Here is a 21409-nt window from a genome sequence, read left to right as displayed (position 1 = left end):
GCAGCGAGCGCCAGCGAGTGTCGTCGAGTCCAGCGGCTCAAAGGTCTTGACTTCGGGGCGTCGCCGACTGAAAGTGTCTCGGTGGCACTCGCCCTGGTTGCGGCCGCACTGCTCGGCTGCTATTGGCTCTCGCTCCGCCTGCACCCCTTTACGAAGTGCGGGCGTTGTAAGGGCGCGGGCAGACATATGGGTGCGGTGTTCAGTGGTTCCTGGCGAAACTGCAGCAAGTGCGGCGGCACCGGCCGCCGGCACCGGGTAGGCGCGCAGATGCTCGGCATCGGCACCAAACGGTGAGGCTGCCGGAGACAGACCTGGCGCGGATCTCGGCGTACTGCGCAGGCTCCTCTCCCCGGAATCTCGCCGATCAGCTGCGCACCGAGCACCACGTGCGCGGGCACAGCGTCACCCTCTGCGAGGCGCGGACGCTATGGCACGGCGGCGACTGGGTGTGCCACCGCTTCGGCCAGCTGCGCTACCGCTCGACCAGCCACGACTGGGCGCTCTACTGGGCCGATCGCAACGACCGCTGGTACCCCTACGACCCGGACGGCTACCACCTCATCGGCACCGTCCGCGAGCTGCTCGACGAGGTCGAGCGCGACCCGACGTCGATCTTCCGTGGCTGACCGGCCGCGGGTCGGCGAGGCGCTCGACCTGGCGCCGCATCCCGAGGGCGGGTGGTACCGCCAGACCTGGGTCTCGACAGAGACCGTCGCGCTGCCGGACGGGCGGGTTCGGCCAACCGCGACGCTGATCTATTTCCTGCTGCCGGCAGGCGAGTCTTCGGCGTGGCACCGGGTCGCCTCCGAGGAGGTCTGGCTGGCGCACACGGGCGTCGTTGCGCTCCAGCTCGGCGGCGACGCCGAGCGGCCGCAGCCCGGTCCGATCCTCCGGGTCGCAACCGGCGAGGAGGCGCAGGCTCTGGTCCCAGCCGGTGTCTGGCAGCGCACGCTGCCCGGTGATGCTGATGCCTTGGTGAGCTGTCTGGTCTCGCCGGGCTTCGACTTCGCGGACTTCGAGCTCGCTGACGGCTAGCTGGTCGTCTTGTGTGCCCGCTGGTCCCGCGCGGCCGGGACGACCAGTGCTGACGGGATGAGCAGGAACGCGACGACCAGCAGCGCCGGCAGGGTTCCGGTGTGGTCGGCGACGAAGCCGATGAACGGCGGGCCGACCAGGAACGCGGTGTAGGCGATGCTGGCGACCACGCTCACCCGGGCGGCGGCGTGGGTCTCGTCGTCGGCCGCGGCGCTCATCCCGATCGGGAAGCCGAGGGAGGCGCCGAGGCCCCACAGCACGATCCCGAGTACGACGAGCGGCCGGTCGCCGTACACGATCAGCAGGACGCCGGCCCCGGCCGTGGCCATCGTCGACCACAGCACCGGCAGTCGCCCGAACCGGTCCAGCAGCGGCGGCCCGACCAGCCGGCCGGTGGTCATCGCGGTGACGAACAGGCCGAAGCCGGCGACCGCGACCCACCGCTCGACGTCGTGACCGTCCTCGAGTGCGACCGCGAGCCAGTCGTTCGCGGTGCCCTCGGTGACCGCGAGCGCGAAGACCATCAGGCCGACCAGCAGCGTCCGCGGCTCCAGCCACGCCGCCCAGGCGGTACGCCGGCCGGCCGGGTCGTGGGACGGTGGCTCGACGCCGGCGAGGAACCGCGTGGTCGACGCCACCCCGCCGGTCAGGATGACCACGGCGACGGCGCCCAGGTGGGCCTCGATCGGCAGCTCGGTGGCGGCGGTCAGGGCGCCCACGAGGGCGCCGGCCACGGTGCCGAGGCTGAAGCCGGCGTGGAACCGCGGCATGATCGTGCGCCCGATCCGGCGCTCGACGGCGGCGCCCTCGACGTTCATCGCGACGTCCCACGAGCCGGTGCCCAGGCCGTAGAAGAACAGGCCGACGGCGGTGAGCGCGACCGAGCCCAGGAAGCCGACGCCGACCGCCGCCACGACCATCCCAACCGCCGCCGACAGCGCGCCCGCGCGGACCACGCGGTCCGCTCCCCAGCGCTGAATCAGCGCGCCGGTGGTCGGCAGGGTCAGCACCGAGCCGGCGGAGAGCGCGAGCAGCAGCAGCCCGAGCGCGCCGTTGCTCAGGCTCAGCTCCTGGCGGACCTCAGGAATCCGCGACACCCAGGACGCGAACGCGAAGCCGTTGAGGAAGAACGACAGCGCGACCGCCTTGCGGGCGGCGTACGCAACCGGCGCCACGCTTAGATGCCTAGGCAGACCCGGCCGAGCCGTAGAGCCGGTCGCCGGCATCGCCGAGCCCGGGCACAATGTAGCCCTTGTCGTTGAGCTTCTCGTCCATCGCGGCGGTCACGATGGTGACCGGCACGTCGACCCCGGCGAGGTCGCGCTCCAGGCGCGCGCAGCCCTCGGGCGCGGCGAGCAGGCAGATCGCGGTGATGTCGTCGGCACCGCGGGCCACCAGGAAGTCGATCGCCGCGGCCAGCGTGCCGCCGGTCGCCAGCATCGGGTCCAGCACGTAGCACTGCCGGCCCGAGAGGTCGTCGGGCAGCCGCTCGGCGTACGTCGACGCCTCCAGCGTCTCCTCGTTGCGGACCATCCCGAGGAAGCCCACCTCGGCGGTCGGCAGCAGCCGCATCATCCCGTCGAGCATGCCGAGGCCCGCCCGGAGGATGGGTACGACGAGCGGCTTGGGCGACGCGAGCTTGACGCCGGTCGTGGGCGCAACGGGGGTGGTGATGTCGACCGCCGACACCCGCACCTCGCGGGTCGCCTCGTAGGCCAGCAGCGTCACCAGCTCGTCGGCGAGCCGCCGGAAGGTGGGTGTGTCGGTGCCCTCGTCACGCAGCGTGGTGAGCTTGTGGGCGATCAGCGGATGGTCGACGACGTGGGTGCGCATGGGCCAAACCTAAAGGTCACTCCGCTGTTCGCACACCTGAAGTTCGCACGGAAAAGGTTGGTGGGACAGATAACGGTCTGTCACTCTGGACGTTGGGACAGTGGGTTCCATACAAGGAGAAGTGGCAATGGCTGACCAGCAGGATGGGGTCGACTTCGCTCTCGCGGCGTACCGCGAAGAGGGGGTCTGGCAACTCCAGGAGGTTGCGTCGACGGCTTTGGAGGACGTCGACACGTTCGCCGCTGCGCTCCGCCGGCTGCCGGGCGACCACGGCTCGCTGGGCATGGTCGCGGTCGACGAGGACTTCTTCGTGATCGTCCGGGTGGCCGGCCCGAGCACCCGTGTATTGCTTTCCGATGTGACCGCGGCCGACGAATGGGAGCTGGCGCGCTCGGCCGTGGAGTTCCTCGGCATCCCGCTCCCGGAGGACGACGACGAGCAGGCGCCGGCCGGCGACCTCGACCTGCTCGGTGACCTCGGCATGCATGCGATCGACATGGGCGTGCTGATCGACGACTTCGAGCTCTACCCCGACGAGATGCTCTCCGACATCGCCCGCCGGCTCGGGTTCGGGCCGCAGTTCGACGACGCCGTGGGCCTCACCTCCGCGTGAACTCGGCTCACGCCGCTTGGCTCGACCCGATGCGGGCTGCCCTAGATGAGGCACGCGCCGCTCTCGCCACCGGCGACGTGCCCATCGGCGCGGTCGTGCTCGACGCCGCCGGCGCCGTGTTGGGACGCGGCCGCAATGTCCGTGAGGCTGACGCCGACCCGACCGGCCACGCCGAGGTGGTCGCCCTCCGCGCCGCGGCCGCCGAGCGTGGCGAGTGGCGGCTCGACGGCTGCACCCTGGTCGTGACCCTGGAGCCGTGCACGATGTGCGCCGGTGCCGCGGTCCTGGCCCGGGTCGACCGCGTCGTGTTCGCGGCGTACGACGAGAAGGCCGGGGCCGTCGGCAGCCTCTGGGACGTGGTCCGCGACCGCCGCCTCAACCACCGCCCCGAAGTCGTCGCCGGCGTCCTCGCCGAGGAGTCCACCGCCCTCCTCGACGCCTTCTTCGCCGAGCACCGTCTCGGGCCGCGGTAGTCGATAGTCCAGAACGTTCGACATCACTTTCCTGCGAAAAATGATGTCGAACGTTCTGGACTATCCCGGCCCCGGCCTTACAAGGCGGCGTACTCCTCGTCGGTCAGCACCCGCGAGCGGATCAGGAAGCGGACGCCGTACGGCGCCTCCAGGGAGAAGCCGGCGCCGCGGCCGGGGACCACGTCGATGGTGAGGTGGGTGTGCTCCCAGTAGGCGAACTGCGCCTTCGACATCCACACCGGTACGGCGCGGGACACGCCGATGTCGAGGTCGCCGAGGTGTACGTCGGAGTCGCCGGTCAGGAAGTCGCCGTCCGGGTAGCACATCGGCGACGACCCGTCGCAGCAGCCGCCGGACTGGTGGAACATCACCGGCCCGTTGGCCTCGGTGAGGCGGCGGAGCAGCTCCGCCGCCTCACCGGTCACTGCCACTCGGTCCATCAGAAGAAGCCGAGCGCGTCCGGCGAGTAGGACACCAGCAGGTTCTTGGTCTGCTGGTAGTGGTCGAGCATCATCTTGTGGGTCTCGCGGCCGATGCCGGACTGCTTGTAGCCGCCGAAGGCAGCGTGCGCGGGATAGGCGTGGTAGCAGTTGGTCCAGACCCTCCCGGCCTTGATCCCGCGGCCCATCCGGAACGCCCGCCCGGAGTCGCGGGTCCAGACGCCGGCGCCGAGCCCGTAGAGCGTGTCGTTGGCGATCTTGAGTGCGTCGTCCTCATGGCCGAACGACGTCAGCGAGACGACCGGCCCGAAGATCTCCTCCTGGAAGATCCGCATCGAGTTGTCGCCCTCGAAGATGGTCGGCTGCACGTAGTAGCCACCGGCCAGGTCACCGGAGAGCACGTTCCGCTCGCCGCCGGTCAGCACCCGAGCGCCCTCCTGCCGGCCGATGTCGAGGTAGGACAGGATCTTCTCGAGCTGGTCGTTGGAGGCCTGGGCGCCGATCATCGTGGTGTCGTCGAGCGGGTTGCCCTGAGTGATCTTCTCGACCCGGGCGACCGCGTCGGCCACGAAGTCGCCGTACACCGACTCCTGGACCAGCGCCCGTGACGGACAGGTGCAGACCTCGCCCTGGTTCAGCGCGAACATCGCGAAGCCCTCGAGCGCCTTGTCGTAGAACGCGTCCTTCTCGGCGGCGACGTCGGCGAAGAAGATGTTCGGGCTCTTGCCGCCGAGCTCCAGGGTGACCGGGATCAGGTTCTGGCTGGCGTACTGCATGATCAGCCGGCCGGTGGTGGTCTCGCCGGTGAACGCCACCTTGGCCACCCGCGGCGAGGAGGCCAGCGGCTTGCCGGCCTCGACCCCGAAGCCGTTGACGACGTTGAGTACGCCGGCCGGCAGCAGGTCGCCGATCAGCTCCATCACCTTCAGGATCGACCACGGCGTCTGCTCGGCCGGCTTGAGTACGACGCAATTGCCGGCCGCCAGCGCCGGGGCGAGCTTCCAGGTGGCCATCAGGATCGGGAAGTTCCACGGGATGATCTGCCCGACCACGCCGAGCGGCTCGTGGAAGTGGTAGGCGACGGTGCTGTCGTCGAGCTCGCCGACCGTTCCCTCCTGGGCGCGCAGCGCGCCGGCGAAGTAGCGGAAGTGGTCGACCGCCAGCGGCAGGTCGGCGGCCAGCGTCTCCCGGACCGGCTTGCCGTTCTCCCAGCTCTCGGCGACGGCGAGCATGGTGAGGTTCTGCTCGAGCCGGTCCGCGATCTTGAGCAGGACGTTGGCGCGCTCGGCGGGCGCGGTCCGGCCCCACCTGTCGGCGGCCGCGTGCGCGGCGTCCAGAGCAGCGTCGATGTCCTCGGCGGTGCCGCGGGCGATCTCGGTGAACGGCCGGCCCGTGACCGGCGTGATGTTCTCGAACCACTGCCCCTTGACCGGGTCGACCCACTCGCCGCCGATGAAGTGGCCGTAGCGGGGCTGGACGGAGACGATGGAGTCGGCGGTTCCGGGTGGCGCGTAGACGGTCATGGTGTGCTCCAAAGAACGGGGAGGTGATGACCGTCACAAGGTAGGAATCGTGACGTTGCAGCGACGTTGCGCGCGGCTTGGCTAGACGCCGTACTCGCGGTCGAGCCGGGCCAGCTGTCCGTCGATCAGCGGCAGCATCGGCGAGCCGGTGCCGACGGCGAGCCGCTGGGCCTGCCACATCTCGTAGTCGTCGCTGCCCCACGACGAGCGGGTCCAGGTCGACATCAGGTCGGGCTGGCCGCTGTGCAGCAGGGCGTGCCGCAGCTGGGCCTCGAGGTTGTCGCGCAGCCGCATGACGCCGGGCGCGCTCGACCGCGGCAGCACCGGCCCGCGGTAGCCGCGCATCGCCGCGCGCAGGTCGGCCGCCGCGAGGTGGCCCTCGACGGCCAGCCAGTCCCCGGTGACGCCGGCGACGAGCCGGTACGGGCGGGACGCGAGCAGCTCCTCGCCGAGCAGGTTGCGGAGCCGGTTGAGCTCGGCCCGTAGCGTCGACGACGGCCCGTCCTCGGCGTACAGGAGTACGGCGAGCTCGTCGCCGGACAGCCCGTGCGGGGTCGACGCGAGCAGCAGCAGGATCTCGCTGTGCCGCGGCGAGAGTCGGACCGTCGAGACGTGGCCGCGGCCGTCGTCCACGGTCAGCAGCGAGTCGGTGCGGCCGAGGGACTCGATGGTCAGGTGCATCGCGCCCGGCCGCCGCGCCTCGGGCGCACGCGGCGTCAGCAGCTCGCGGGCCAGCTCGGACTCAGCGAGTCTGGCCGCGGCGCGCACCATCGCCATCGTCTGCGGTACGACGATCTCGTCACCGCCGGTGATGTCGAGTACGCCGAGCAGGCTGGCCGAGCCCGGGTCGTGGATCGGCGTCGCCGCGCAGCTCCAGTGCTGCACCGACCGCCGGAAGTGCTCGGACCGGATCACGCTGGCCGGCTGGCCGAGGGCCAGCGCGAGGCCGGGCGCGTTGGTGCCGGCGACCCGCTCGTCCCAGTTGCTGCCCTCGACGAACCCGATCGCCTCCGCGCGGCGCAGCGTGGCCGGCGTACCGCAGACCCAGAGCAGCTGACCGGACGCGTCCGACACCGCCATCACCGCGTCGCAGTCCCGCGCCGCCTGCCCGAGCACGTCGTCCAGCAGCGGGAACACCCGCGACAGCGGATGCGCCTCCCGGTAGTCGCGCAGGGTGTCGTCGGGCAGCGTGATCGGCGCCTCGACCTTGTTGGCGCTCACCCCCGCCGCGGCGGAGCGGTGCCAGGAGTCGGCGACCTCGCTGCGCATCCCGGTCATCTCTCCAGTAGAACCGGTCCGGACGGCCATGGTCCAGCGTCCGCCGTCGGACGTTGCGATCACGTTGCGACCGCGTCGGAGTCCGATTTCACCGCCCTGTCGCCCTCCGGTACCCTTCTCGGCGGTGGCGTGTCCGAGCGGCCTAAGGAGAACGCCTCGAAAGCGTTTGTGGGCGCAAGTCCACCGAGGGTTCAAATCCCTCCGCCACCGCCAGTTTCCAGAACGCCGGTCCTCCCGTGAGGGATGCCGGCGTTCTGTCGTCTCAGTTGTCGTCGCATAGGCGCGGCCGAAGACAGCGATTTCTGATCGAGCATCGGACGTCGGCGCTAGCGTCGACCTCATGACTGAGCCGACCAGGGAGTGGCTCTGCGGGCTCCACTCAACCGCAAAAGAGCGCTACTACACGGGAACGGTGCTCCCTGGGCTGGTCGCCTCCGACGGGTTCAGATACACGGACTCAGCGAAGCCGTACTCCGTACAGAACAGAAGCGCGGGCAGTTCGTCGTGTTCACCGAGGAGGACCGCGAGCGTTGGGGGAGCGACCTCGACGCGGACACTCCTGACATTGTCATCGCGGGCCCAGACTGGATCCTCGCTGTCGAGGCGAAGATGTTCCACAACCCGAGCGCCGCGAGTCTCAGTTCGCAGATGTCGCGGCAGAGCAAGGTGCTCTCACGGTGGATCGACGTTCTAGGCCTGCCTGAGGAGAGGGTCACGCACGTCCTGCTCCTGCCGAAGGCCCTCGCGGCTGCATCTGCTGGGCATGGCTGGCCGCTGGTGACATGGGAGGAGGTTCTCGAGACGTACCGCGTGGTCGGTCCTCGCTACTGGGCCAACGTGCTCGCGACCGCGCTCGCCGACTACGACGCGCTCGTCTCGACAGGACCAGTCTTCGGTCAGAACAAGGATGACCGCCTGACAGGTGCCGAGATCGTGGATCTGCACGCCGAGGGCGACCTACCCTACAGCTCGGTCGGTCGCAGTGGCGGACTCAGCGGGTCAACGTTCACCACGGATGTCACGAGCGGGACGTGGCGCGGGCGGTCATATGAGGTTCGGGTCGGGCCGCCGCCCAACGCCAACTGGTTCAGCGTCGCCGACTTCATAGCTGCGACGGCGTAGGGCTGACCGGTAGCCGTCCGACCAGCGCTTTGGCGAGGTCCGTCGCGGCCGCGCGCCCAGCCAGCCGGTCGCCCAGGCTGAGCCGACTCAGCGCGCCGGGCACGGTGTGCGGTACGCCGTCTGCAAGCCTGCGCGAAGACCCCGGGACTTCTTCGATACTCAAGGCCGCCTCCTCGGCGCATCGTACCCAGGCCTGTTGTCGTAGATGGTGGCTGCTCAGCCGTTCACACCGTGTGAACAAGGCCGGACAAGCACAGCCAGGCTTGGATTCTTGAAAGTCAAGAAACACAAAATGAGCGCTCGGCGATTGTGTTTTTTGGGTTTAGAGATATGGTGGTTGATGTGAGAGATGTGACGACACGCGAGATTCTCGCGACGGAGAGCGAGGACCTGTTGACGACCGGGGAGGCGGCCCGCATCCTCGGCACTTCCAGGCAGCACGTGGTCGACATGTGCAAGTCCGGTCTGCTGCCGTACACACTGGCCGGCACGCACCGTCGGATCCGGCGCCGGGACCTCGAGGAGTTTCGGAGTGGCTCGGTGCGGCCTTCGCGCGACCAGCGGCGCAGCATGTGGCTGAACATGGCGGTAGCCGGGACGTTGGTCCGCCATCCCGAGCCGACGCTTGCGCTCGCCCGGGAGAACCTTGCCGCGTTGCGTGCCCAGCACCCGCGCGGTCAGGCGGCCCGGTGGCTGGCGGAGTGGGACCGACTGCTGGGCGGGCCGATCGAGCGGGTCCTGGAGGTTCTCACCTCAACCACTCAGTACGCCCGTGAGCTGCGACAGAACTCGCCCTTCGCTGGTGCGCTCACCCCGCAGGAGCGGGAAGAGGTATTAGCCGCGTTCACCGACTACACCCGTGCCCGGAACGCGCGGGTGCATCCAAGTGGGGTTGCGGGATGAGACGTCAGGACCTCGAGCACATCCTGCGGTCTGCTTCGGTGATTGCCGGGGACCTGGACGTTCTGATCGTCGGGTCTCAGTCGATTCTGGGCAGCTACGACGAGACTGACCTTCCGGACGCTGCGTACGCCTCCATCGAGGTCGACGTGACGTTCTTCGACGACCCAGACAACACCAAGTCCGACACCGTGGATGGGCTGATCGGCGAGGACTCGATGTTCCACGCCGAGCACGGGTACTACGCCCAGGGCGTCGACTTGACCACAGCGGTGCTGCCGGCCGGCTGGCGGGATCGGATCGTGCCGTACACAGGCCCGGGGGCAAATGGCGCCACCGGCCACTGTCTGGATGTCCATGACCTCGTCGTGTCCAAGCTGGTCGCGTATCGCGAAAAGGACTTCGAGTTCGCACACGCGCTGCTGCAGGCGGGCCTGGTTGACCCGGACCTGCTGATCGAGCGAGCCCAGCTCCTCGCGGTGCCGGTCAAGCGGCAGTCTGTGGTGAGCTGGGTGCTCGCATGGAAGAAGAAGTACGAGTAGGTCAGGGCGCGCGGCGACGTCGGGAAACCCCGTGGTGGGCTGACCGGGCCGACAGCTACTCTCGCGATCCAGTTAACTACGGAGGTGCATCATGGACCGCGACTTCGACACCCAGCCATCCTTTTGAGCCACTCAGCAAGCGCCGCAAGGGATTCCCTCTAGCGAGACCCAGGTCAAGCGAGGCGACCGCGTCGTCGGCGCCGACAAGGAGCTGATCGAGAAACTCGGCGGCAACGACCCATGCCCCTGCGGCTCCGGCCGCCGCTTTCAAGCGGTGCTGCCGCGCGTCCGGACGACACGACGGGGTGCAGGGCGACTACTACGTCCGCGACTAGCGACTCACGGCGGATCCGAGCGCTCGGCACCCGGCATACTCCTGTCTCATGACGAACCGCTCGTACGTCGCTCCCTCGCCGCCGCCGTACCTTTACGCCCTGGCCGGAACGATCCTGCTGGTGATTGGCGGGATGCTCTTCATCAATCGCGAGGAGAGCCCCGATACGTTTCTGACGCTTGCTGTCGTCGTCACCGCGCCCGGTCTGTACTTCTTGATCGCGGGAGCCATCGCGCGCGGGATCGCCCTGGCCTCGCCGTCAGTAGCCAGCGAGTACGACGTCAGCCGGGAAGCTTGATCACGGTCATCCCGGCTGCGGTCGCCGGCCGGTCCATCGCGGCGAGCGCCATACCTGCCTCCTCCAAGGGCAGCACCTCGCCGACCAGGAGATCTGGACGGAGGGTGCCGTCGGCGACCAGCGCCAGCATCGCGTCGTACTCGTGTGCGGCCATGCCGTGCGAGCCATAGATCTCCAGCTCGTGGGCGATCACGCGGTCCATGGGTAGCGGCGGCGTGGACGCCGGCCCGAGGAGCAGTCCGACCTGGACGTGCCTGCCCCGCCGGCGGAGGGAGTACGCCGACGCGACGGCGGTCGCGGCGGTGCCGAGCGCGTCGATCGACACGTGGGCGCCGCCGCCCGTGATCTCGCGGATGGCGGCTGCGGTGTCGGTGACCTGACTCGCGTCGACCACCTGCTCGGCGCCGAGCTCGCGGGCGCGGGCCAGCGCCGGCTCGGCGACATCGACAGCGACGACGCGGGCGCCGAGCGCCGCGCCGATCATGATCGCCGACAGGCCGACGCCGCCGCAGCCGTGGACTGCCAGCCACTGGCCCGAGGCGAGCCGGCCATGGGCAGCGATTGCCCGGTACGCCGTGGCGAACCGGCAGCCGAGCGACGCCGCGGTGACGAAGTCGATGGCCTCCGGCAGCGCCACGACGTTCACGTCCGCCGCGCGGATCGCGACCCGCTCGGCGAAGGACCCGGGCCGGTGAAGCCCGGCTGGGTCTGGTCGGGACAGACCTGCGCGTCGCCGGCCACGCAGTACTCGCAGACGCCGCAGCCACACACGAACGGGACCGTGACTCGGTCACCGACCTGCCAGCGGGTGACGTCGGCGCCGACCTCGGCGATCACGCCGGCCAGCTCGTGGCCAGGAGTGTGCGGGAGGGGGACCGGGTCGTGACCATTCCACGCGTGCCAGTCCGACCGGCAGACCCCGGTCGCTCGGACCGCGATCACCACGCCGTCGGCCTCGCAGAGGGGCTCGGCCACCTCCGCCAGCGTCGGGGTCTCGCCGTACCCGGCGTACACCACAGCCTTCATGGCCTCAGTCTGTCCGCCGAGCACGCTCTCGTCACCCACTGGCGCATTGATTTGATCATCTAGCTATAGTGCTAGTTACCTAGATGAATGGAGTCATGGTGATCGAGTTCCACTTGGATGGGAGGTCCGGCGTCTCGCCGTACCTCCAACTCGTCCAGCAGGTACGCCGCGCGCTGAGGCTCGGACTGCTGGCCGAAGGCGACCAGCTCCCGACCGTCAAGGACGTGGTCGGACAGCTGGCCATCAATCCCAACACCGTCCTCAAGGCGTACCGGGAGCTGGAGCATGACGGGCTGGTGGCTGCTCGGCCGGGCGTCGGCACGTTCGTGACCCGGACGCTGACCGACGACACCCTCGCCGCGCACGCGGCGCTGCGTCTGAGCTTGCAGCGCTGGCTGACCAAGGCCCGCGAGGCGGGTCTCGACGAGGAGAGCATCGAAGCGCTCTTCCTCACCACTTTTCGGACCGCCAGAGAGGACATTGCGTGACCGCCGTCTTGCAGACCCAAGGACTGGGCAAGAGGTACGCGCGGAAGTGGGCGCTGTCCGACTGCACTCTCGACATCCCCGCGGGGCGAGTCGTCGGCCTGGTCGGGCCCAACGGCGCGGGCAAGAGCACGCTACTGAATCTGGCGGTCGGCATGCTGACGCCGAGCTCCGGCGCCATCGAGGTACTCGGCGCTCCGCCCGCGACCGGGCCGAGCCAGCTGGCCAAGGTCGGCTTCGTCGCGCAGGACACACCCACGTACGCCGGACTGGGCATCGCCGACCACCTGCGCCTGGGTGCACGGCTCAACCCCGGCTGGGACCACGACCTCGCGCAAGCCCGGATCACCCGGCTCGGCCTCGATCGGTCACAGCGTGCCGGGAACCTCTCGGGTGGCCAACGTGCGCAGCTCGCACTGACCCTCGGCATCGCCAAACGACCCGAACTGCTGATCCTCGACGAACCGGTGGCCAGCCTCGACCCACTCGCCCGGCGCGAGTTCCTCCAGGACCTGATGGAGGCCGTCGCCGATCAGGAGCTCAGCGTCATCCTGTCCTCCCATCTGGTCTCGGACCTGGAACGGGCCTGCGACTACCTGATCATCCTCGTTGACTCCCGGGTGCAGGTGGCCGGAGATATCGACCATCTGCTCGCCACCCACCACCGGCTGACCGGACCGCGCCGAGACCTTGACCGCGTGCCCGCGGGCCAGCACGTCATCTCCGCGCGGCACACCGAGCGGCAGACCACGCTGCTGGTGCGCACCGATGGCCCGGTACTCGACCCGGCCTGGACCGTCAGCGAACTCAGCCTGGAGGACTTGGTGCTGGCCTACATGAGCCGGACTCGCGAGGTCGACAACTCCCGTCCCACCCTGGAGGTAGCTCGATGACCTGGATTACCTGGCGCCAACTCCGCGCCCAGGTCCTGGTGGTGTACGCCGCCCTGGCGGCCGTCGCCGCGGCGCTCGCCATCACCGGACCACAACTCGCTGACCTCCGCCGTACCAATCCGGCCGACTTCCTCGTCCTCTTCCCCCAGGACGGCACGTACAAGCCGTTGTACTTCGTCGGCGGCGCGGTCGTGTACGCCCTGCCCGTCGTCATCGGCGCGTTCTGGGGTGCGCCGCTGGTGGCCCGTGAGCTGGAGACCGGAACCCACCGGGTGGTCTGGAACCAAAGCATCACCCGCAACAGATGGCTGGCCACCAAGCTCGGACTCGCCGGACTGGCCGCTCTGGTCGCCGGCCTGATCAGCCTGGCAGTGACCTGGTGGTGCGCCCCGATCGACGCGGCCGTCAACAGTACCGAGCCCGACGGGGGCTTCTTCAACATCACCCGGATGTCCGCCGTGCTGTTCGGCGCGCGTGGCGTGGTCCCCATCGGGTACGCCGTACTCGCCTTCGTCATCGGCGTCACCGCTGGCCTGGTGCTCCGCCGAACGGTGCCCGCGATGGCGGCCACGGTCGTCGCAGTCGTCGCCATCCAGGTCGCGACGCCCCTGTTCGTCGTACCCCACCTGATCTCACCCGAGCGCCTCACCACTGCCATCACGGCGACGAACCTGCGCGGGATGTCCCTCTCGGCGGACGACGACATGGTCACAGACATCAGGATCAACCTCGACAAGCCCGGCGCCTGGATCCTGTCGAACGAGACCGTCAACTCCTCCGGTCAGGTCGTCGACGAACTGCCTGCCCACGAGGCGGACTGCGCACCCCGCACTGGGGAACTTGCCGACAAGGCGAGCAGTCCCGGCCCCCCAGCATCGTGCTTCGAGGACCTCGCCGCCGCCGGCTTCCAGCAAGAGGTGGTGTACCAGCCCGCCGACCGGTACTGGCTCCTCCAGTCGATCCAGACAGCGATCCTGCTCAGCTTGGCCGTGCTGCTGTCCGGATTCTGCTTCTGGCGAATCCGCAGGGACTTCACGTGAAAGCCACAACCGCTGACATGGGCGCCGCCGTCGCTCGCGTGGACGACCAGCTGCAGCTGCCGGATCCTTCTCACGACGCCGCGTCTCGCTCGGCGCGTTGCTTGTGCAGCTCCCGCAGCTCGTCGGCAAGCTCGTGGGCCGGCCCGGCGATGGGCAGGCCGGGCGCCACGTCGTTGATCGGCAGCGCCGCCACCGGCCCGGCCGGCAGGCCCCAGCTGGTTCGCCACTCGACGAGCTGGGCGGTCGAACCGGCGTACACGATCCGGCCGAGCCCCACCCACGCGTGCGCGGCCGAGCACATCGGGCAGTGCTCCCCGGATTTGTAGACGGTGCACGCCGCCCGCACCTCCGCCGCCACGTTCTCCGCAGCCCACCGCGCCAGCTCGAACTCCGGGTGTCTCGTCTGGTCACCAGCCGCCGTGCGGTTGCGGTCCTCATGCAGTACGACGCCCTCAGGGTCGACCAGCACCGACCCGAACGGCTCGTCCCCGTCGTCGAGCGCCTCGCGGGCGAGGCCGACGCAGCGACGGAGGTGGGTTAGATCCTGGGAGGTCAGTTCCGGCGACTCGTCCATGCCGCCGACACTAGGCCGTCGACGTTCGCGCTGTCAGCGGACGGAAGGGCTAGAAAGCTTTGTCCGTTCGGCCCCAAAGCTGCACCGATTGGGCGATCCCTGGCGGGTGACCGTTTCCCTACGTTGAGCGGGTAGCGCCAACCTCAATCATGGGGAGAGAAGATGAGGATCAAGCGCGCTCTAGCCGCGATCATCGCGGGTCGTCGCCCTCGCGATCTGCGAGGTGCCCGAGGACGACGGCACCACCGCCGCCGACCGCAGCGAGGTCAACTCCAAGAAGAACGACAGCAAGGCCGACACCAAGAAGAGCGGCAAGAGTGAGATGGGCAGCAAGGCGCATGCCAAGGCCGATGCGCCACAGGAGACCAAGTCGCAGGAACGCCCGCGAGGCCGCCGAGAACTACCTCGACTACAGCGCCTTCTCCCGCGACGGCCTGATCAAGCAACTGACCTTCGAGGGCTACACCCGCAAGCAGGCCGAGTACGGCGTCAGCAAAGCCGGCCTCTGACTCGCCTCAATGGGTAGAGGTGGTCTGAGTGCCGGGTGCGCCCGCTGCGCAGCGCTACCTGGGTTCGTACGCATGATGTGGAACGGCCAGCTTCCAGACCTGCTCGAACGCGTCCGCGCATCGCTTCACATCTGCAGGGTCAGTGGACGTGGTCAGAGCGACGTTCAAGCCAGACCCCGCGTAGTGGAGGAAGACCACGAGCTCGCCGTCGAGCACATAGAAGTCGTTGCCCGGAATGAGGACTGAGGAGAGCAGACGGCGTGGAACCCAACGGATGTCCTCTCCGGCGTTGACCATGGGTTGAGCGATGGTGTGCGACCAACGCTGGTAGTCGCTCAGTGGCTCCGAGATGATTCGGGCGCGGCGCATCGACCGGCCCGCGCTGACGTGGCTTCGCAGCGTTGAGCACCAGTCCTGCAGCCAGTCCAGATCGTCAGGCTCACCGGCAGCCCATCTGGCCAGGTGCGGGAGCTCGGTCTCGGTGCCATAGGCGTCTCGAGTTTCGAGGTGGACAAAGCCGCGCTTGATGGAGGCGATGAGTTCCTGAAACTCCGGGTAGCTGATCTCCATGAGGCCTACCTGGAGAACGGGACCGGCGCGGCCGGTCCTCGCAGTTGAACCGACGCGACCGGCTCCCACTTGTATGCCCGACCCTCGCGACGCAGTTCGACCAGGTGTACGTCGCTGACCGCGACGTGCACCGTCGCCCTTGTCCGCTGCTCTGCAATTAAGGTGTGAACCTCACGGGCGGGACGGTGGCGATTTCCGTAGGCGACGCCGACGTGTGGGCGGAATGGTGGCCGTTCGGTAGGCTCAAGGTCGGCCGTTGTCGCCTCGAACAGCGCCTGGTGCAGGCGGTCGAGGTCGCTCCACGGCGAGACGCTCAGCCGTGCCGCGCCTGCCGAACCTGACAGCGGACCTAGCTCAATCTCGAAGGGCTCGATGTGAGCGCACGACGCCTCGGCTCGCTTCAGCACCCGCTCCAGCGGGGGACCGGCCAGGTCCTCGGCTGATCCAACTCGGAGCATCGTGAGGTGCAACGCGTCATCAGGGACGGCGTCGTACCGAAGATCGGCGATGCCCTGCTGGCATGCCCGGGCGAGATGAGTCAGGTCGGAGTTTCCCTCGAAGGTGAGGTACCAGTAGAGGTGTCGGGCACCCGCGGGCCACGGCTTGCGATCCCAGTGATTCTCGACCGTGTCCAGCGCCAAGAAGGCATCCCAGTCGTTGGCGACGATCGCGTCCCGATCGCCGAGAGAGCGCGGCAGGTCGGGAGGGAAGGGGCGCTTCACCTGGCCAACCGTTCAAGGGCGCTCAGGATGAGACGGCGTGCCTCGCGGCCGTAGACGGCAGGCTTCCGCAACTGGTCGAACATGCGCTCATAGAGGGCGATCTCTTGTGGCTGGTCGACCTGGATGCTGGCGGTTGGGGTTTCGAGCTTGACGATCTTGTTGTCGAAGATCCAGAAGCCCGCGGTGCCAATCACGTCGCGATCGACATCGGACGGCACGATGCCGAGCGAGATATTGGGTAGAGCCATCACGGACAGCAAGCGGTCGAGCTGGCCAGTCAGTACGCCGGCGTTGCCCAGCCGCACGTGTAGACAGGGCTCCTCGAGGATGACGGAAAAAGTCTTGCCCGCTTGGTAAAGGGCAGCCTGTCGTTCTAACCGAGCAGCAACGGACTCCTCGAGGTCGTTGTGTGTGTCGAGGAAGTCGAACCAGAACGGCAGCATGGCGCGGATGTACTCGGCGGTCTGGAAGATGCCGGGGATGGCGTTGTGCTCGTAGATCCGGAAGGTGGTTGTGCGCTCGTACAGGGGCAGCGGTGACAGCATGAGCTGCTTCATTCCTGCGCGAGTGCGGCGGCGGAACTCTACGTACATCGACTCGATCGAGCGCGCTTGAGCGATCAGGTCGGGCACTTGGTTGTCGCACTCGCACGCCGCACACCACGCGCGGATGTCCCGATCACTCGCAGCCTGTACGCCGTTCTCAAGCTTGCTGACGCGCGTGAAGTGCCAGCCGGTCGCGTCGGCCAATGCGCGACCGGACAGCCCGGCGTCCTTGCGCAGTTCTCGAAGGCGCAGACCGAGTGCCTGCTGCGCCTTCCGTGCAGCGCTATTCGGGCTCGTACTCACTGTGTGGGACGGCCAGCTTCCAGACCTGCTCAAACGCGTCCGCACACCGCGTCACGTCGGCAGGGTCAGTGGATGTGGTCAGGGCGACGTTCAAGCCAGACCCTGCGTAGTGAAGGAAGACAACGAGCTCGTCGTCGAGCACATAGAAGTCGTTGCCGGGAATGAGAACTGAGGAAAGCAGCCGGCGTGGAACCCACCGGATGTCCTCGCCGGCGTCAACCATCGGCCCGATCACGGTGGCCGCCCAGCGCTGGTAGTTGCTTAGTGGCTCCGAGACGATCTTGGCCCGCCGCACTGTGCGTTCCTGAGCAACGTGCCCCTTGACCGTGGTGCACCAGTCCTGCAGCCAGCCGAGGTCGTCGGGTTCACCAGCGGCCCACTTGGCCATGTGCGGCAACTCTGTCTCGGTGCCATAGGCATCACGGGTTTCGAGGTGAACAAGGCCGTGTTTGATGGAGGCGGTGAGTTCCTGAAACTCCGGGTAGCTGATCGTCTCCACGCCGGCTACTTGAAGAACGGGATCATGCGGTCGGGGATCTCGACCACAGTCTCGCCGTCAGGAACGTTGAGCTGCCTCAACGCCTCAGGGTCAGTCACCACCCAGCCCTGCACGACCCAACTGCCACGGTCGGTCTTGTAGAGCGTCGGTGAGTTGTCGGGCACGGACTCAGGATCACCGGCAACGAGCGTTAGGTGCATGAGCTTCCCCCATCTGCGACTAGCGGTTGATTGACGCTGACAAGGCTGCTGTAGCCACTAGTTGCGGTCAAGAGATGTTGCGAAAGGTTGCGACCGTCAACATGTCGCAACATCCTTTCGCCCCGGCACCGGACATACCTAGCGTCACCGGCCATGACCAACATCCGGCCGCTCGTCCTGGGCTACATCCGTGCTGACGCGCTGACCACTGACCAAGAGGTCGCCCAGTCCACTGCAGATCTAGCTGGCTTCGCTGACCGTGAGGGCTACGCGCTGAGCACGGTGTTCGTGGAGCGCACTGACAAGGTGCCAGCCGCCTTCGAGGCCCTGATGGCCGAGGCGACTCGGGTTGGTGCGCGAGCTGTGGTGATGCCGGGCGAGGCGCCGACCTTGGTGCCATGCGCCTGGACAAAGCAGCCCTGACCAACTGACTCCGGTGCACCTCGATCGCACCGGCTTAGACCGGCGGAGCGGGCGTGCTGAAACGTCTGCCACCGAGGACGCAGGCCAAAGTCCGCGTCCGCTCTGCCGTTCCACCAGTCGCGTCTGCGGATCCGTGCTTCCTGCGTCACTCCGCCCAGAATGACGCAGCAAGCGAACGAAAGTCATGATCGGGCCGTTCCCGCCATGCTTGGATCCAGCCGGCAGTGTCCGCAAAGCCCAAGGAAAGAACCGAGAGCACCACGTCCTGCCGAGGCGGGCCGGTCCATCTCAGTCGACACGCGCCGCCGAGAGATCACCATATGTTAGTGCGAGACCTAGCATGGTGACGTCATGACAACGGTCAATTGGGAGCGACTCGGTGGAGATGAGGTCGAGCGGTTTGTCGCCGCGGCTCTGACGAAGGATCGCGGCGGTGGATGTCGGATCACGCCGTCCTCCGGCGATGGCGGCATCGACGTCTTGCTGCCCAAGAGAGATGGCACGTGGGAGGTCGTGCAGGTCAAGCGGTACACCGGCCCCCTCGATTCCAAGCAGAAGGCTCGCGTGCGAGAGAGTTGGGATCGCTTCATCGAACAGGAACTGATTCATCGCACAATCTCAGTTTGGACACTCGCCATGCCCTGGGATCCGTCGCGAGAAGCGCTTGAGTGGCTACAAGGCTTGCCACCCGAGACTCCCTTCGCGAGGGAATGGATGGGCAGGACTCGCTTAGATGTTCTGGCTGCGGACAACCCTCAACTCGTCGACTACTACTTCGGTGACGGCGCTTCTCGAGTCAAAGAGTTGATAACGCTTGGGATCGAAGCCGGAAGACCGACGGCCGGCCTCGTGGAATCTGACCTGCTTCAAAGCGTTCTTACACGCCACGAGGCGCTCGCCGAGATTCTCGATGAGATTGATCCGTTCTACTCCTACGAAATTTCCGTGAGAGCGGGAAAGCTCCCAACCGAGGCGGAGGCCTACGAGGCGGCAGCAGATGGCGCGGCAATGGTGCAGTTCGCCACGATTGACACCGACCGCTACGTGATCATGAGAGTGATACCGACGCATCCGTTGGCTAGCCAGCTTCGACCTATCCGTCAGACGGTTCGCTTTGAAGCCACCCCTGGGTCCGTAGAGCATCAGATGTTGGAGGACTTCGCTACGTACGGCACGCCGTTTCAGGACGTTGTCGGCGACGTCATCGACGCCAGCGGACCTCCTGGGACAACGACGACTGGGCGCAGTGTCTTCTCGGTGACGCCGATCAGCAATGCCGAGTTCCCGCCATTGGAGCTTCGAGCTCTCGATGAGACCGGAGCCGCTGTAGCGAGCCTGCCTCTTTTGGCTCCACAAACGTCGTCTGGATTCGATGGTGCGCATCACTGGCTCACAACAACAGATCCCAGTGGCCTGGTGACGCTTGAGATGCGGATCGGCGGGATGGACAGGAAGTGGGAACTGCACCTCCGACACGGTGCGCTGGCTGGTCAGCCTGCCGTCGAAGCATCCAAGGTCGGTGACTTTTATCGTGCCCTCGACTCAAGCCATGCGCTATCACTGGCACAAGTGGGAGGAATGGACCTACTCGCACCATTCCAACTTAGTGACCCTCTTAAGACCGAGCCGTCGATCTGGGAGGCGGTGGCGATCTATACCCGACTTCAGCGGCACACGCCTGACCGAGTATTGCTCCCAGACTTCGGCCAGGTCACCACGTCCGAGTTTGTGAGATTGCAGAACGTCGTGAGTGCATTGGAAGGTATAGAGTTAGAGCTTCGTTGGCAGCCGCGACCTGTGATTGTCCCGAAGGGCCGCATCAACGAGTTCCTGCCCTTCGTGGATGCGTCCGAACCGTTTGAGGCTCTTCAAGTGTTCGAGATTGAGATGCCAGTCGCTGGGGTGAGCGTCTCGCTTTCGAACGCGCTGGCGTCGCGAATGCTTAGCTGTCGATTGGACCGAGGGGACGAGGATGAGATGGTCGTGCTCTCGCCGGCCGGCGACAATCGCTCGCTGCTAGTAGCAGTTGATCACTCATTCGATGTCGGTCTGTACTTGGGCACATCAGGGCTCGAAGCCTCGGCGAGCCTCGGCACGAGCCGGCGCACGACGGTGCCTGGACAAGAAGCAGAAACGGATTAGCCCGACGAGAAACTCGGGAGGGCCCTCGTGGCCCAGAGAATTTGGGTCTCACCCCGCCGATTGTCTGGCGTGCCGCTGGTCGCGCGCTGCGCGGAGTCCGTCAATCCGCCGCCTGTTGGTCTGCAGTTCCATTCGCCCTCCAACGCGTGTGAGCAAGGTGAAGGATGGCGACATGACCGAAGCAACCTCCTCCGGCCCCGCTGCCGTCGAGGCGAAGCAGGCGCCCGAGCCGGCACTGCTCATCCCGTCGACCTTCACGCTGGGCGACGCGCTCACGAAAGCTGGACTCCCCCTGGCAGAGACCATGGTGATACGTCATGCGTACGTGAAGGTCCACAAGGACGGCTTTCCTGGCATCAACGCAGACTCAACCTTTCACCAGATCCTCACCTACACAAGCACGCAGAGTCGGGACACGAAGATCTTCAAGAAGGAACCGGGCCGCTATTGGGTGGTATTTCTCCCCGACCTCGGAACCAGAGCGCGCCTGTGGGCTGTCGTAGAAAACCTCGGCGAGATCCCGAACAGCGGCCCCGTACGTGAGTTCGAACTCCGGGTCCTACCCGGGGCGCTCTCTGACCTTGCCGGCCGTCTCGTTATCCAGTGGGCATCCCCGCGGGCGTGGTGGGTGAACGGTACGACCGGTCAGAGGTACCCCGTCATGGAAGTCGCCGACGCAGAACCCGAACCATTCCCCGGCTTCGACCACCTCGTCGTCGACTTCGACCGTCTGCAAGCCGTCATCAGCGACCCACGGTACGCCGCATGGCGCACTGCCCTCTCGTCTGTCATCGGGATCTACCTCATCACCGACCTCAGCGACGGGCGGCAATACGTCGGCAAAGCCGATGGCAACGACACACTCCTCCAGCGGTGGACGGCCTATGCAACCAGCGGTCACGGCGGCAACGTCGAGTTGAAAAAACGCGAGCGGACGAACTTCCAGTTCTCCGTCCTGCGTGTCCTCGACCCCAGCACCGCCAGCACCGACGTAAACGCCGTCGAGAGCCACTACAAGACCGCTCTCGGTACCCGCACCCACGGGCTCAACAAGAACTGACGGATCGGGCCAGTGCACGGATCAGCG

28 protein-coding genes, 1 tRNA gene and 1 pseudogene are annotated in these 21409 nt (G+C 67.2%); 17 read left to right on the top strand and 13 right to left on the bottom strand.

Going from position 1 to position 21409, the window contains the following annotated elements; translation table 11 throughout:
* Positions 1-290 precede the first annotated feature (290 nt).
* Positions 291-626: a DUF3024 domain-containing protein gene (locus DDV73_RS08710; RefSeq protein ID WP_161962326.1), complete on the top strand. Its 336-nt coding sequence runs from the start codon at positions 291-293 to the stop codon at positions 624-626.
* Positions 619-1035 carry a cupin domain-containing protein gene (locus DDV73_RS08705; protein ID WP_109506851.1) on the top strand — a complete coding sequence of 139 codons (417 nt, stop codon included), beginning with the start codon at positions 619-621 and terminating at the stop codon, positions 1033-1035. Before DDV73_RS08710 ends, DDV73_RS08705 begins: the two co-directional genes overlap by 8 nt.
* On the opposite strand, the gene DDV73_RS08700 is transcribed toward DDV73_RS08705, so the two are convergent.
* Positions 1032-2210 carry an MFS transporter gene (locus DDV73_RS08700; protein WP_240617188.1) on the bottom strand — a complete coding sequence of 393 codons (1179 nt, stop codon included), beginning with the start codon at positions 2208-2210 and terminating at the stop codon, positions 1032-1034. The genes DDV73_RS08705 and DDV73_RS08700 overlap by 4 nt on opposite strands.
* Before the next feature lie 10 nt (positions 2211-2220).
* Entirely contained in the window at positions 2221-2868 is a 648-nt protein-coding gene (gene upp, locus DDV73_RS08695) for a uracil phosphoribosyltransferase (RefSeq protein ID WP_109506849.1), read from the bottom strand.
* Positions 2869-2995: 127 nt separating this feature from the next.
* Between upp and DDV73_RS08690 the strand changes: the two genes are divergently transcribed.
* A complete protein-coding gene (locus tag DDV73_RS08690; RefSeq protein ID WP_109506848.1) occupies positions 2996-3481 on the top strand; it encodes a tRNA adenosine deaminase-associated protein in 486 nt (161 codons plus the stop codon).
* Positions 3482-3510: 29 nt separating this feature from the next.
* Positions 3511-3954 (top strand): nucleoside deaminase, encoded by a 444-nt coding sequence (locus DDV73_RS08685; protein WP_109507154.1) that lies wholly within the window; start codon positions 3511-3513, stop codon positions 3952-3954.
* A gap of 77 nt (positions 3955-4031) precedes the next feature.
* On the opposite strand, the gene DDV73_RS08680 is transcribed toward DDV73_RS08685, so the two are convergent.
* From DDV73_RS08680 to DDV73_RS08670, 3 genes are all read right to left on the bottom strand, one after another.
* Positions 4032-4394, bottom strand: coding sequence for a DUF779 domain-containing protein (locus tag DDV73_RS08680; RefSeq protein ID WP_109506847.1), 363 nt, complete (start codon positions 4392-4394; stop codon positions 4032-4034).
* Positions 4394-5917 carry an aldehyde dehydrogenase gene (adh, locus tag DDV73_RS08675; protein ID WP_109507153.1) on the bottom strand — a complete coding sequence of 508 codons (1524 nt, stop codon included), beginning with the start codon at positions 5915-5917 and terminating at the stop codon, positions 4394-4396. Before adh ends, DDV73_RS08680 begins: the two co-directional genes overlap by 1 nt.
* An 81-nt stretch (positions 5918-5998) precedes the next feature.
* Positions 5999-7195 carry a GAF domain-containing protein gene (locus DDV73_RS08670; protein ID WP_109506846.1) on the bottom strand — a complete coding sequence of 399 codons (1197 nt, stop codon included), beginning with the start codon at positions 7193-7195 and terminating at the stop codon, positions 5999-6001.
* A 123-nt stretch (positions 7196-7318) separates the two neighbouring features.
* Here DDV73_RS08670 and DDV73_RS08665 point away from each other — a divergent pair.
* From DDV73_RS08665 to DDV73_RS08640, 6 genes and pseudogenes are all read left to right on the top strand, one after another.
* A tRNA-Ser gene (locus DDV73_RS08665) sits at positions 7319-7408 on the top strand.
* A gap of 291 nt (positions 7409-7699) precedes the next feature.
* Positions 7700-8317: a hypothetical protein gene (locus DDV73_RS08660; RefSeq protein ID WP_109506845.1), complete on the top strand. Its 618-nt coding sequence runs from the start codon at positions 7700-7702 to the stop codon at positions 8315-8317.
* Between the two features lie 351 nt (positions 8318-8668).
* Positions 8669-9220, top strand: a complete 552-nt coding sequence (locus tag DDV73_RS08655) for a helix-turn-helix domain-containing protein (RefSeq protein ID WP_206050774.1) — start codon at positions 8669-8671, stop codon at positions 9218-9220.
* Positions 9217-9759, top strand: coding sequence for a DUF6036 family nucleotidyltransferase (locus DDV73_RS08650; protein ID WP_109506843.1), 543 nt, complete (start codon positions 9217-9219; stop codon positions 9757-9759). The genes DDV73_RS08655 and DDV73_RS08650 overlap by 4 nt, the downstream gene beginning before the upstream one ends.
* A 151-nt stretch (positions 9760-9910) precedes the next feature.
* A pseudogene (locus DDV73_RS29680) lies at positions 9911-10030 on the top strand (SEC-C metal-binding domain-containing protein); the annotation flags it as partial.
* A gap of 112 nt (positions 10031-10142) precedes the next feature.
* The gene (locus DDV73_RS08640; RefSeq protein ID WP_109506842.1) at positions 10143-10391 is read left to right on the top strand and encodes a hypothetical protein; all 249 of its coding nucleotides are present in this window, start codon (positions 10143-10145) and stop codon (positions 10389-10391) included.
* Here the strand turns inward: DDV73_RS08640 and DDV73_RS29100 are convergent.
* Together DDV73_RS29100 and DDV73_RS29095 are read right to left on the bottom strand one after the other, a co-directional pair.
* Positions 10375-11028, bottom strand: coding sequence for a zinc-binding dehydrogenase (locus DDV73_RS29100; protein ID WP_240617187.1), 654 nt, complete (start codon positions 11026-11028; stop codon positions 10375-10377). The two genes, DDV73_RS08640 and DDV73_RS29100, sit on opposite strands and share 17 nt — an antisense overlap.
* Positions 11029-11033: 5 nt before the next feature.
* Positions 11034-11417, bottom strand: coding sequence for an alcohol dehydrogenase catalytic domain-containing protein (locus DDV73_RS29095; protein ID WP_240617186.1), 384 nt, complete (start codon positions 11415-11417; stop codon positions 11034-11036).
* A 95-nt stretch (positions 11418-11512) separates the two neighbouring features.
* On the opposite strand from DDV73_RS29095, the gene DDV73_RS08630 reads away from it, so the two are divergent.
* Genes DDV73_RS08630 through DDV73_RS08620 form a run of 3 tightly spaced genes read left to right on the top strand, consistent with a single transcriptional unit; the run spans position 11513 to position 13835 of the window.
* A complete protein-coding gene (locus DDV73_RS08630; protein WP_240617185.1) occupies positions 11513-11905 on the top strand; it encodes a GntR family transcriptional regulator in 393 nt (130 codons plus the stop codon).
* Positions 11902-12795, top strand: a complete 894-nt coding sequence (locus DDV73_RS08625) for an ABC transporter ATP-binding protein (RefSeq protein WP_109506840.1) — start codon at positions 11902-11904, stop codon at positions 12793-12795. The genes DDV73_RS08630 and DDV73_RS08625 overlap by 4 nt, the downstream gene beginning before the upstream one ends.
* The gene (locus DDV73_RS08620) at positions 12792-13835 is read left to right on the top strand and encodes a hypothetical protein (protein ID WP_109506839.1); all 1044 of its coding nucleotides are present in this window, start codon (positions 12792-12794) and stop codon (positions 13833-13835) included. Before DDV73_RS08625 ends, DDV73_RS08620 begins: the two co-directional genes overlap by 4 nt.
* A 70-nt stretch (positions 13836-13905) precedes the next feature.
* Here the strand turns inward: DDV73_RS08620 and DDV73_RS08615 are convergent, their stop codons facing one another.
* Positions 13906-14409: a nucleoside deaminase gene (locus DDV73_RS08615; RefSeq protein ID WP_109506838.1), complete on the bottom strand. Its 504-nt coding sequence runs from the start codon at positions 14407-14409 to the stop codon at positions 13906-13908.
* A 350-nt stretch (positions 14410-14759) separates the two neighbouring features.
* Between DDV73_RS08615 and DDV73_RS28655 the strand changes: the two genes are divergently transcribed.
* On the top strand, positions 14760-14918 hold the full coding sequence (locus DDV73_RS28655) for an Ltp family lipoprotein (protein WP_206050773.1): 159 nt from the start codon (positions 14760-14762) through the stop codon (positions 14916-14918).
* A gap of 54 nt (positions 14919-14972) precedes the next feature.
* Here the strand turns inward: DDV73_RS28655 and DDV73_RS08605 are convergent, their stop codons facing one another.
* Genes DDV73_RS08605 through DDV73_RS08585 form a run of 5 tightly spaced genes read right to left on the bottom strand, consistent with a single transcriptional unit; the run spans position 14973 to position 17721 of the window.
* A complete protein-coding gene (locus DDV73_RS08605) occupies positions 14973-15488 on the bottom strand; it encodes a DUF6879 family protein (RefSeq protein WP_109506836.1) in 516 nt (171 codons plus the stop codon).
* A 5-nt stretch (positions 15489-15493) separates the two neighbouring features.
* Positions 15494-16210, bottom strand: a complete 717-nt coding sequence (locus DDV73_RS08600; RefSeq protein WP_109506835.1) for a 2'-5' RNA ligase family protein — start codon at positions 16208-16210, stop codon at positions 15494-15496.
* Positions 16207-17058 carry a helix-turn-helix domain-containing protein gene (locus DDV73_RS08595; protein ID WP_109506834.1) on the bottom strand — a complete coding sequence of 284 codons (852 nt, stop codon included), beginning with the start codon at positions 17056-17058 and terminating at the stop codon, positions 16207-16209. The genes DDV73_RS08600 and DDV73_RS08595 overlap by 4 nt, the downstream gene beginning before the upstream one ends.
* Positions 17039-17557: a DUF6879 family protein gene (locus DDV73_RS08590; RefSeq protein ID WP_109506833.1), complete on the bottom strand. Its 519-nt coding sequence runs from the start codon at positions 17555-17557 to the stop codon at positions 17039-17041. Before DDV73_RS08590 ends, DDV73_RS08595 begins: the two co-directional genes overlap by 20 nt.
* Positions 17558-17562: 5 nt before the next feature.
* Positions 17563-17721: a hypothetical protein gene (locus DDV73_RS08585; protein WP_240617184.1), complete on the bottom strand. Its 159-nt coding sequence runs from the start codon at positions 17719-17721 to the stop codon at positions 17563-17565.
* Between the two features lie 189 nt (positions 17722-17910).
* On the opposite strand from DDV73_RS08585, the gene DDV73_RS08580 reads away from it, so the two are divergent.
* The 3 genes from DDV73_RS08580 to DDV73_RS08570 all read left to right on the top strand — a co-directional run bounded on the left by DDV73_RS08580 (position 17911) and on the right by DDV73_RS08570 (position 21382).
* Positions 17911-18180, top strand: coding sequence for a hypothetical protein (locus DDV73_RS08580; RefSeq protein WP_109506831.1), 270 nt, complete (start codon positions 17911-17913; stop codon positions 18178-18180).
* Positions 18181-18531: 351 nt separating this feature from the next.
* A complete protein-coding gene (locus tag DDV73_RS08575) occupies positions 18532-20322 on the top strand; it encodes a restriction endonuclease (RefSeq protein ID WP_109506830.1) in 1791 nt (596 codons plus the stop codon).
* A 172-nt stretch (positions 20323-20494) separates the two neighbouring features.
* Positions 20495-21382 (top strand): GIY-YIG nuclease family protein, encoded by an 888-nt coding sequence (locus tag DDV73_RS08570; RefSeq protein ID WP_109506829.1) that lies wholly within the window; start codon positions 20495-20497, stop codon positions 21380-21382.
* The last annotated feature ends 27 nt before the right edge of the window (positions 21383-21409 follow it).

The sequence above is a fragment of the Nocardioides speluncae genome, from assembly GCF_003121585.1.
GTDB lineage: Bacteria > Actinomycetota > Actinomycetes > Propionibacteriales > Nocardioidaceae > Nocardioides > Nocardioides speluncae.
Note: the sequence above shows the minus strand (reverse complement) of the source record. Positions and strands in the feature narration are given on the sequence as shown.

Coding starts and splice junctions, on each gene's coding strand:
- upp (WP_109506849.1), bottom strand. CDS start 2,868: ATGCGCACCCACGTCGTCGACCATCCGCTGATCGCCCACAAGCTCACC.
- DDV73_RS08690 (WP_109506848.1), top strand. CDS start 2,996: ATGGCTGACCAGCAGGATGGGGTCGACTTCGCTCTCGCGGCGTACCGC.
- DDV73_RS08685 (WP_109507154.1), top strand. CDS start 3,511: ATGCGGGCTGCCCTAGATGAGGCACGCGCCGCTCTCGCCACCGGCGAC.
- DDV73_RS08680 (WP_109506847.1), bottom strand. CDS start 4,394: ATGGACCGAGTGGCAGTGACCGGTGAGGCGGCGGAGCTGCTCCGCCGC.
- adh (WP_109507153.1), bottom strand. CDS start 5,917: ATGACCGTCTACGCGCCACCCGGAACCGCCGACTCCATCGTCTCCGTC.
- DDV73_RS08670 (WP_109506846.1), bottom strand. CDS start 7,195: ATGACCGGGATGCGCAGCGAGGTCGCCGACTCCTGGCACCGCTCCGCC.
- DDV73_RS08650 (WP_109506843.1), top strand. CDS start 9,217: ATGAGACGTCAGGACCTCGAGCACATCCTGCGGTCTGCTTCGGTGATT.
- DDV73_RS08640 (WP_109506842.1), top strand. CDS start 10,143: ATGACGAACCGCTCGTACGTCGCTCCCTCGCCGCCGCCGTACCTTTAC.
- DDV73_RS29095 (WP_240617186.1), bottom strand. CDS start 11,417: ATGAAGGCTGTGGTGTACGCCGGGTACGGCGAGACCCCGACGCTGGCG.
- DDV73_RS08630 (WP_240617185.1), top strand. CDS start 11,513: ATGGTGATCGAGTTCCACTTGGATGGGAGGTCCGGCGTCTCGCCGTAC.
- DDV73_RS08620 (WP_109506839.1), top strand. CDS start 12,792: ATGACCTGGATTACCTGGCGCCAACTCCGCGCCCAGGTCCTGGTGGTG.
- DDV73_RS08615 (WP_109506838.1), bottom strand. CDS start 14,409: ATGGACGAGTCGCCGGAACTGACCTCCCAGGATCTAACCCACCTCCGT.
- DDV73_RS28655 (WP_206050773.1), top strand. CDS start 14,760: ATGCGCCACAGGAGACCAAGTCGCAGGAACGCCCGCGAGGCCGCCGAG.
- DDV73_RS08605 (WP_109506836.1), bottom strand. CDS start 15,488: ATGGAGATCAGCTACCCGGAGTTTCAGGAACTCATCGCCTCCATCAAG.
- DDV73_RS08580 (WP_109506831.1), top strand. CDS start 17,911: ATGACCAACATCCGGCCGCTCGTCCTGGGCTACATCCGTGCTGACGCG.
- DDV73_RS08575 (WP_109506830.1), top strand. CDS start 18,532: ATGACAACGGTCAATTGGGAGCGACTCGGTGGAGATGAGGTCGAGCGG.
- DDV73_RS08570 (WP_109506829.1), top strand. CDS start 20,495: ATGACCGAAGCAACCTCCTCCGGCCCCGCTGCCGTCGAGGCGAAGCAG.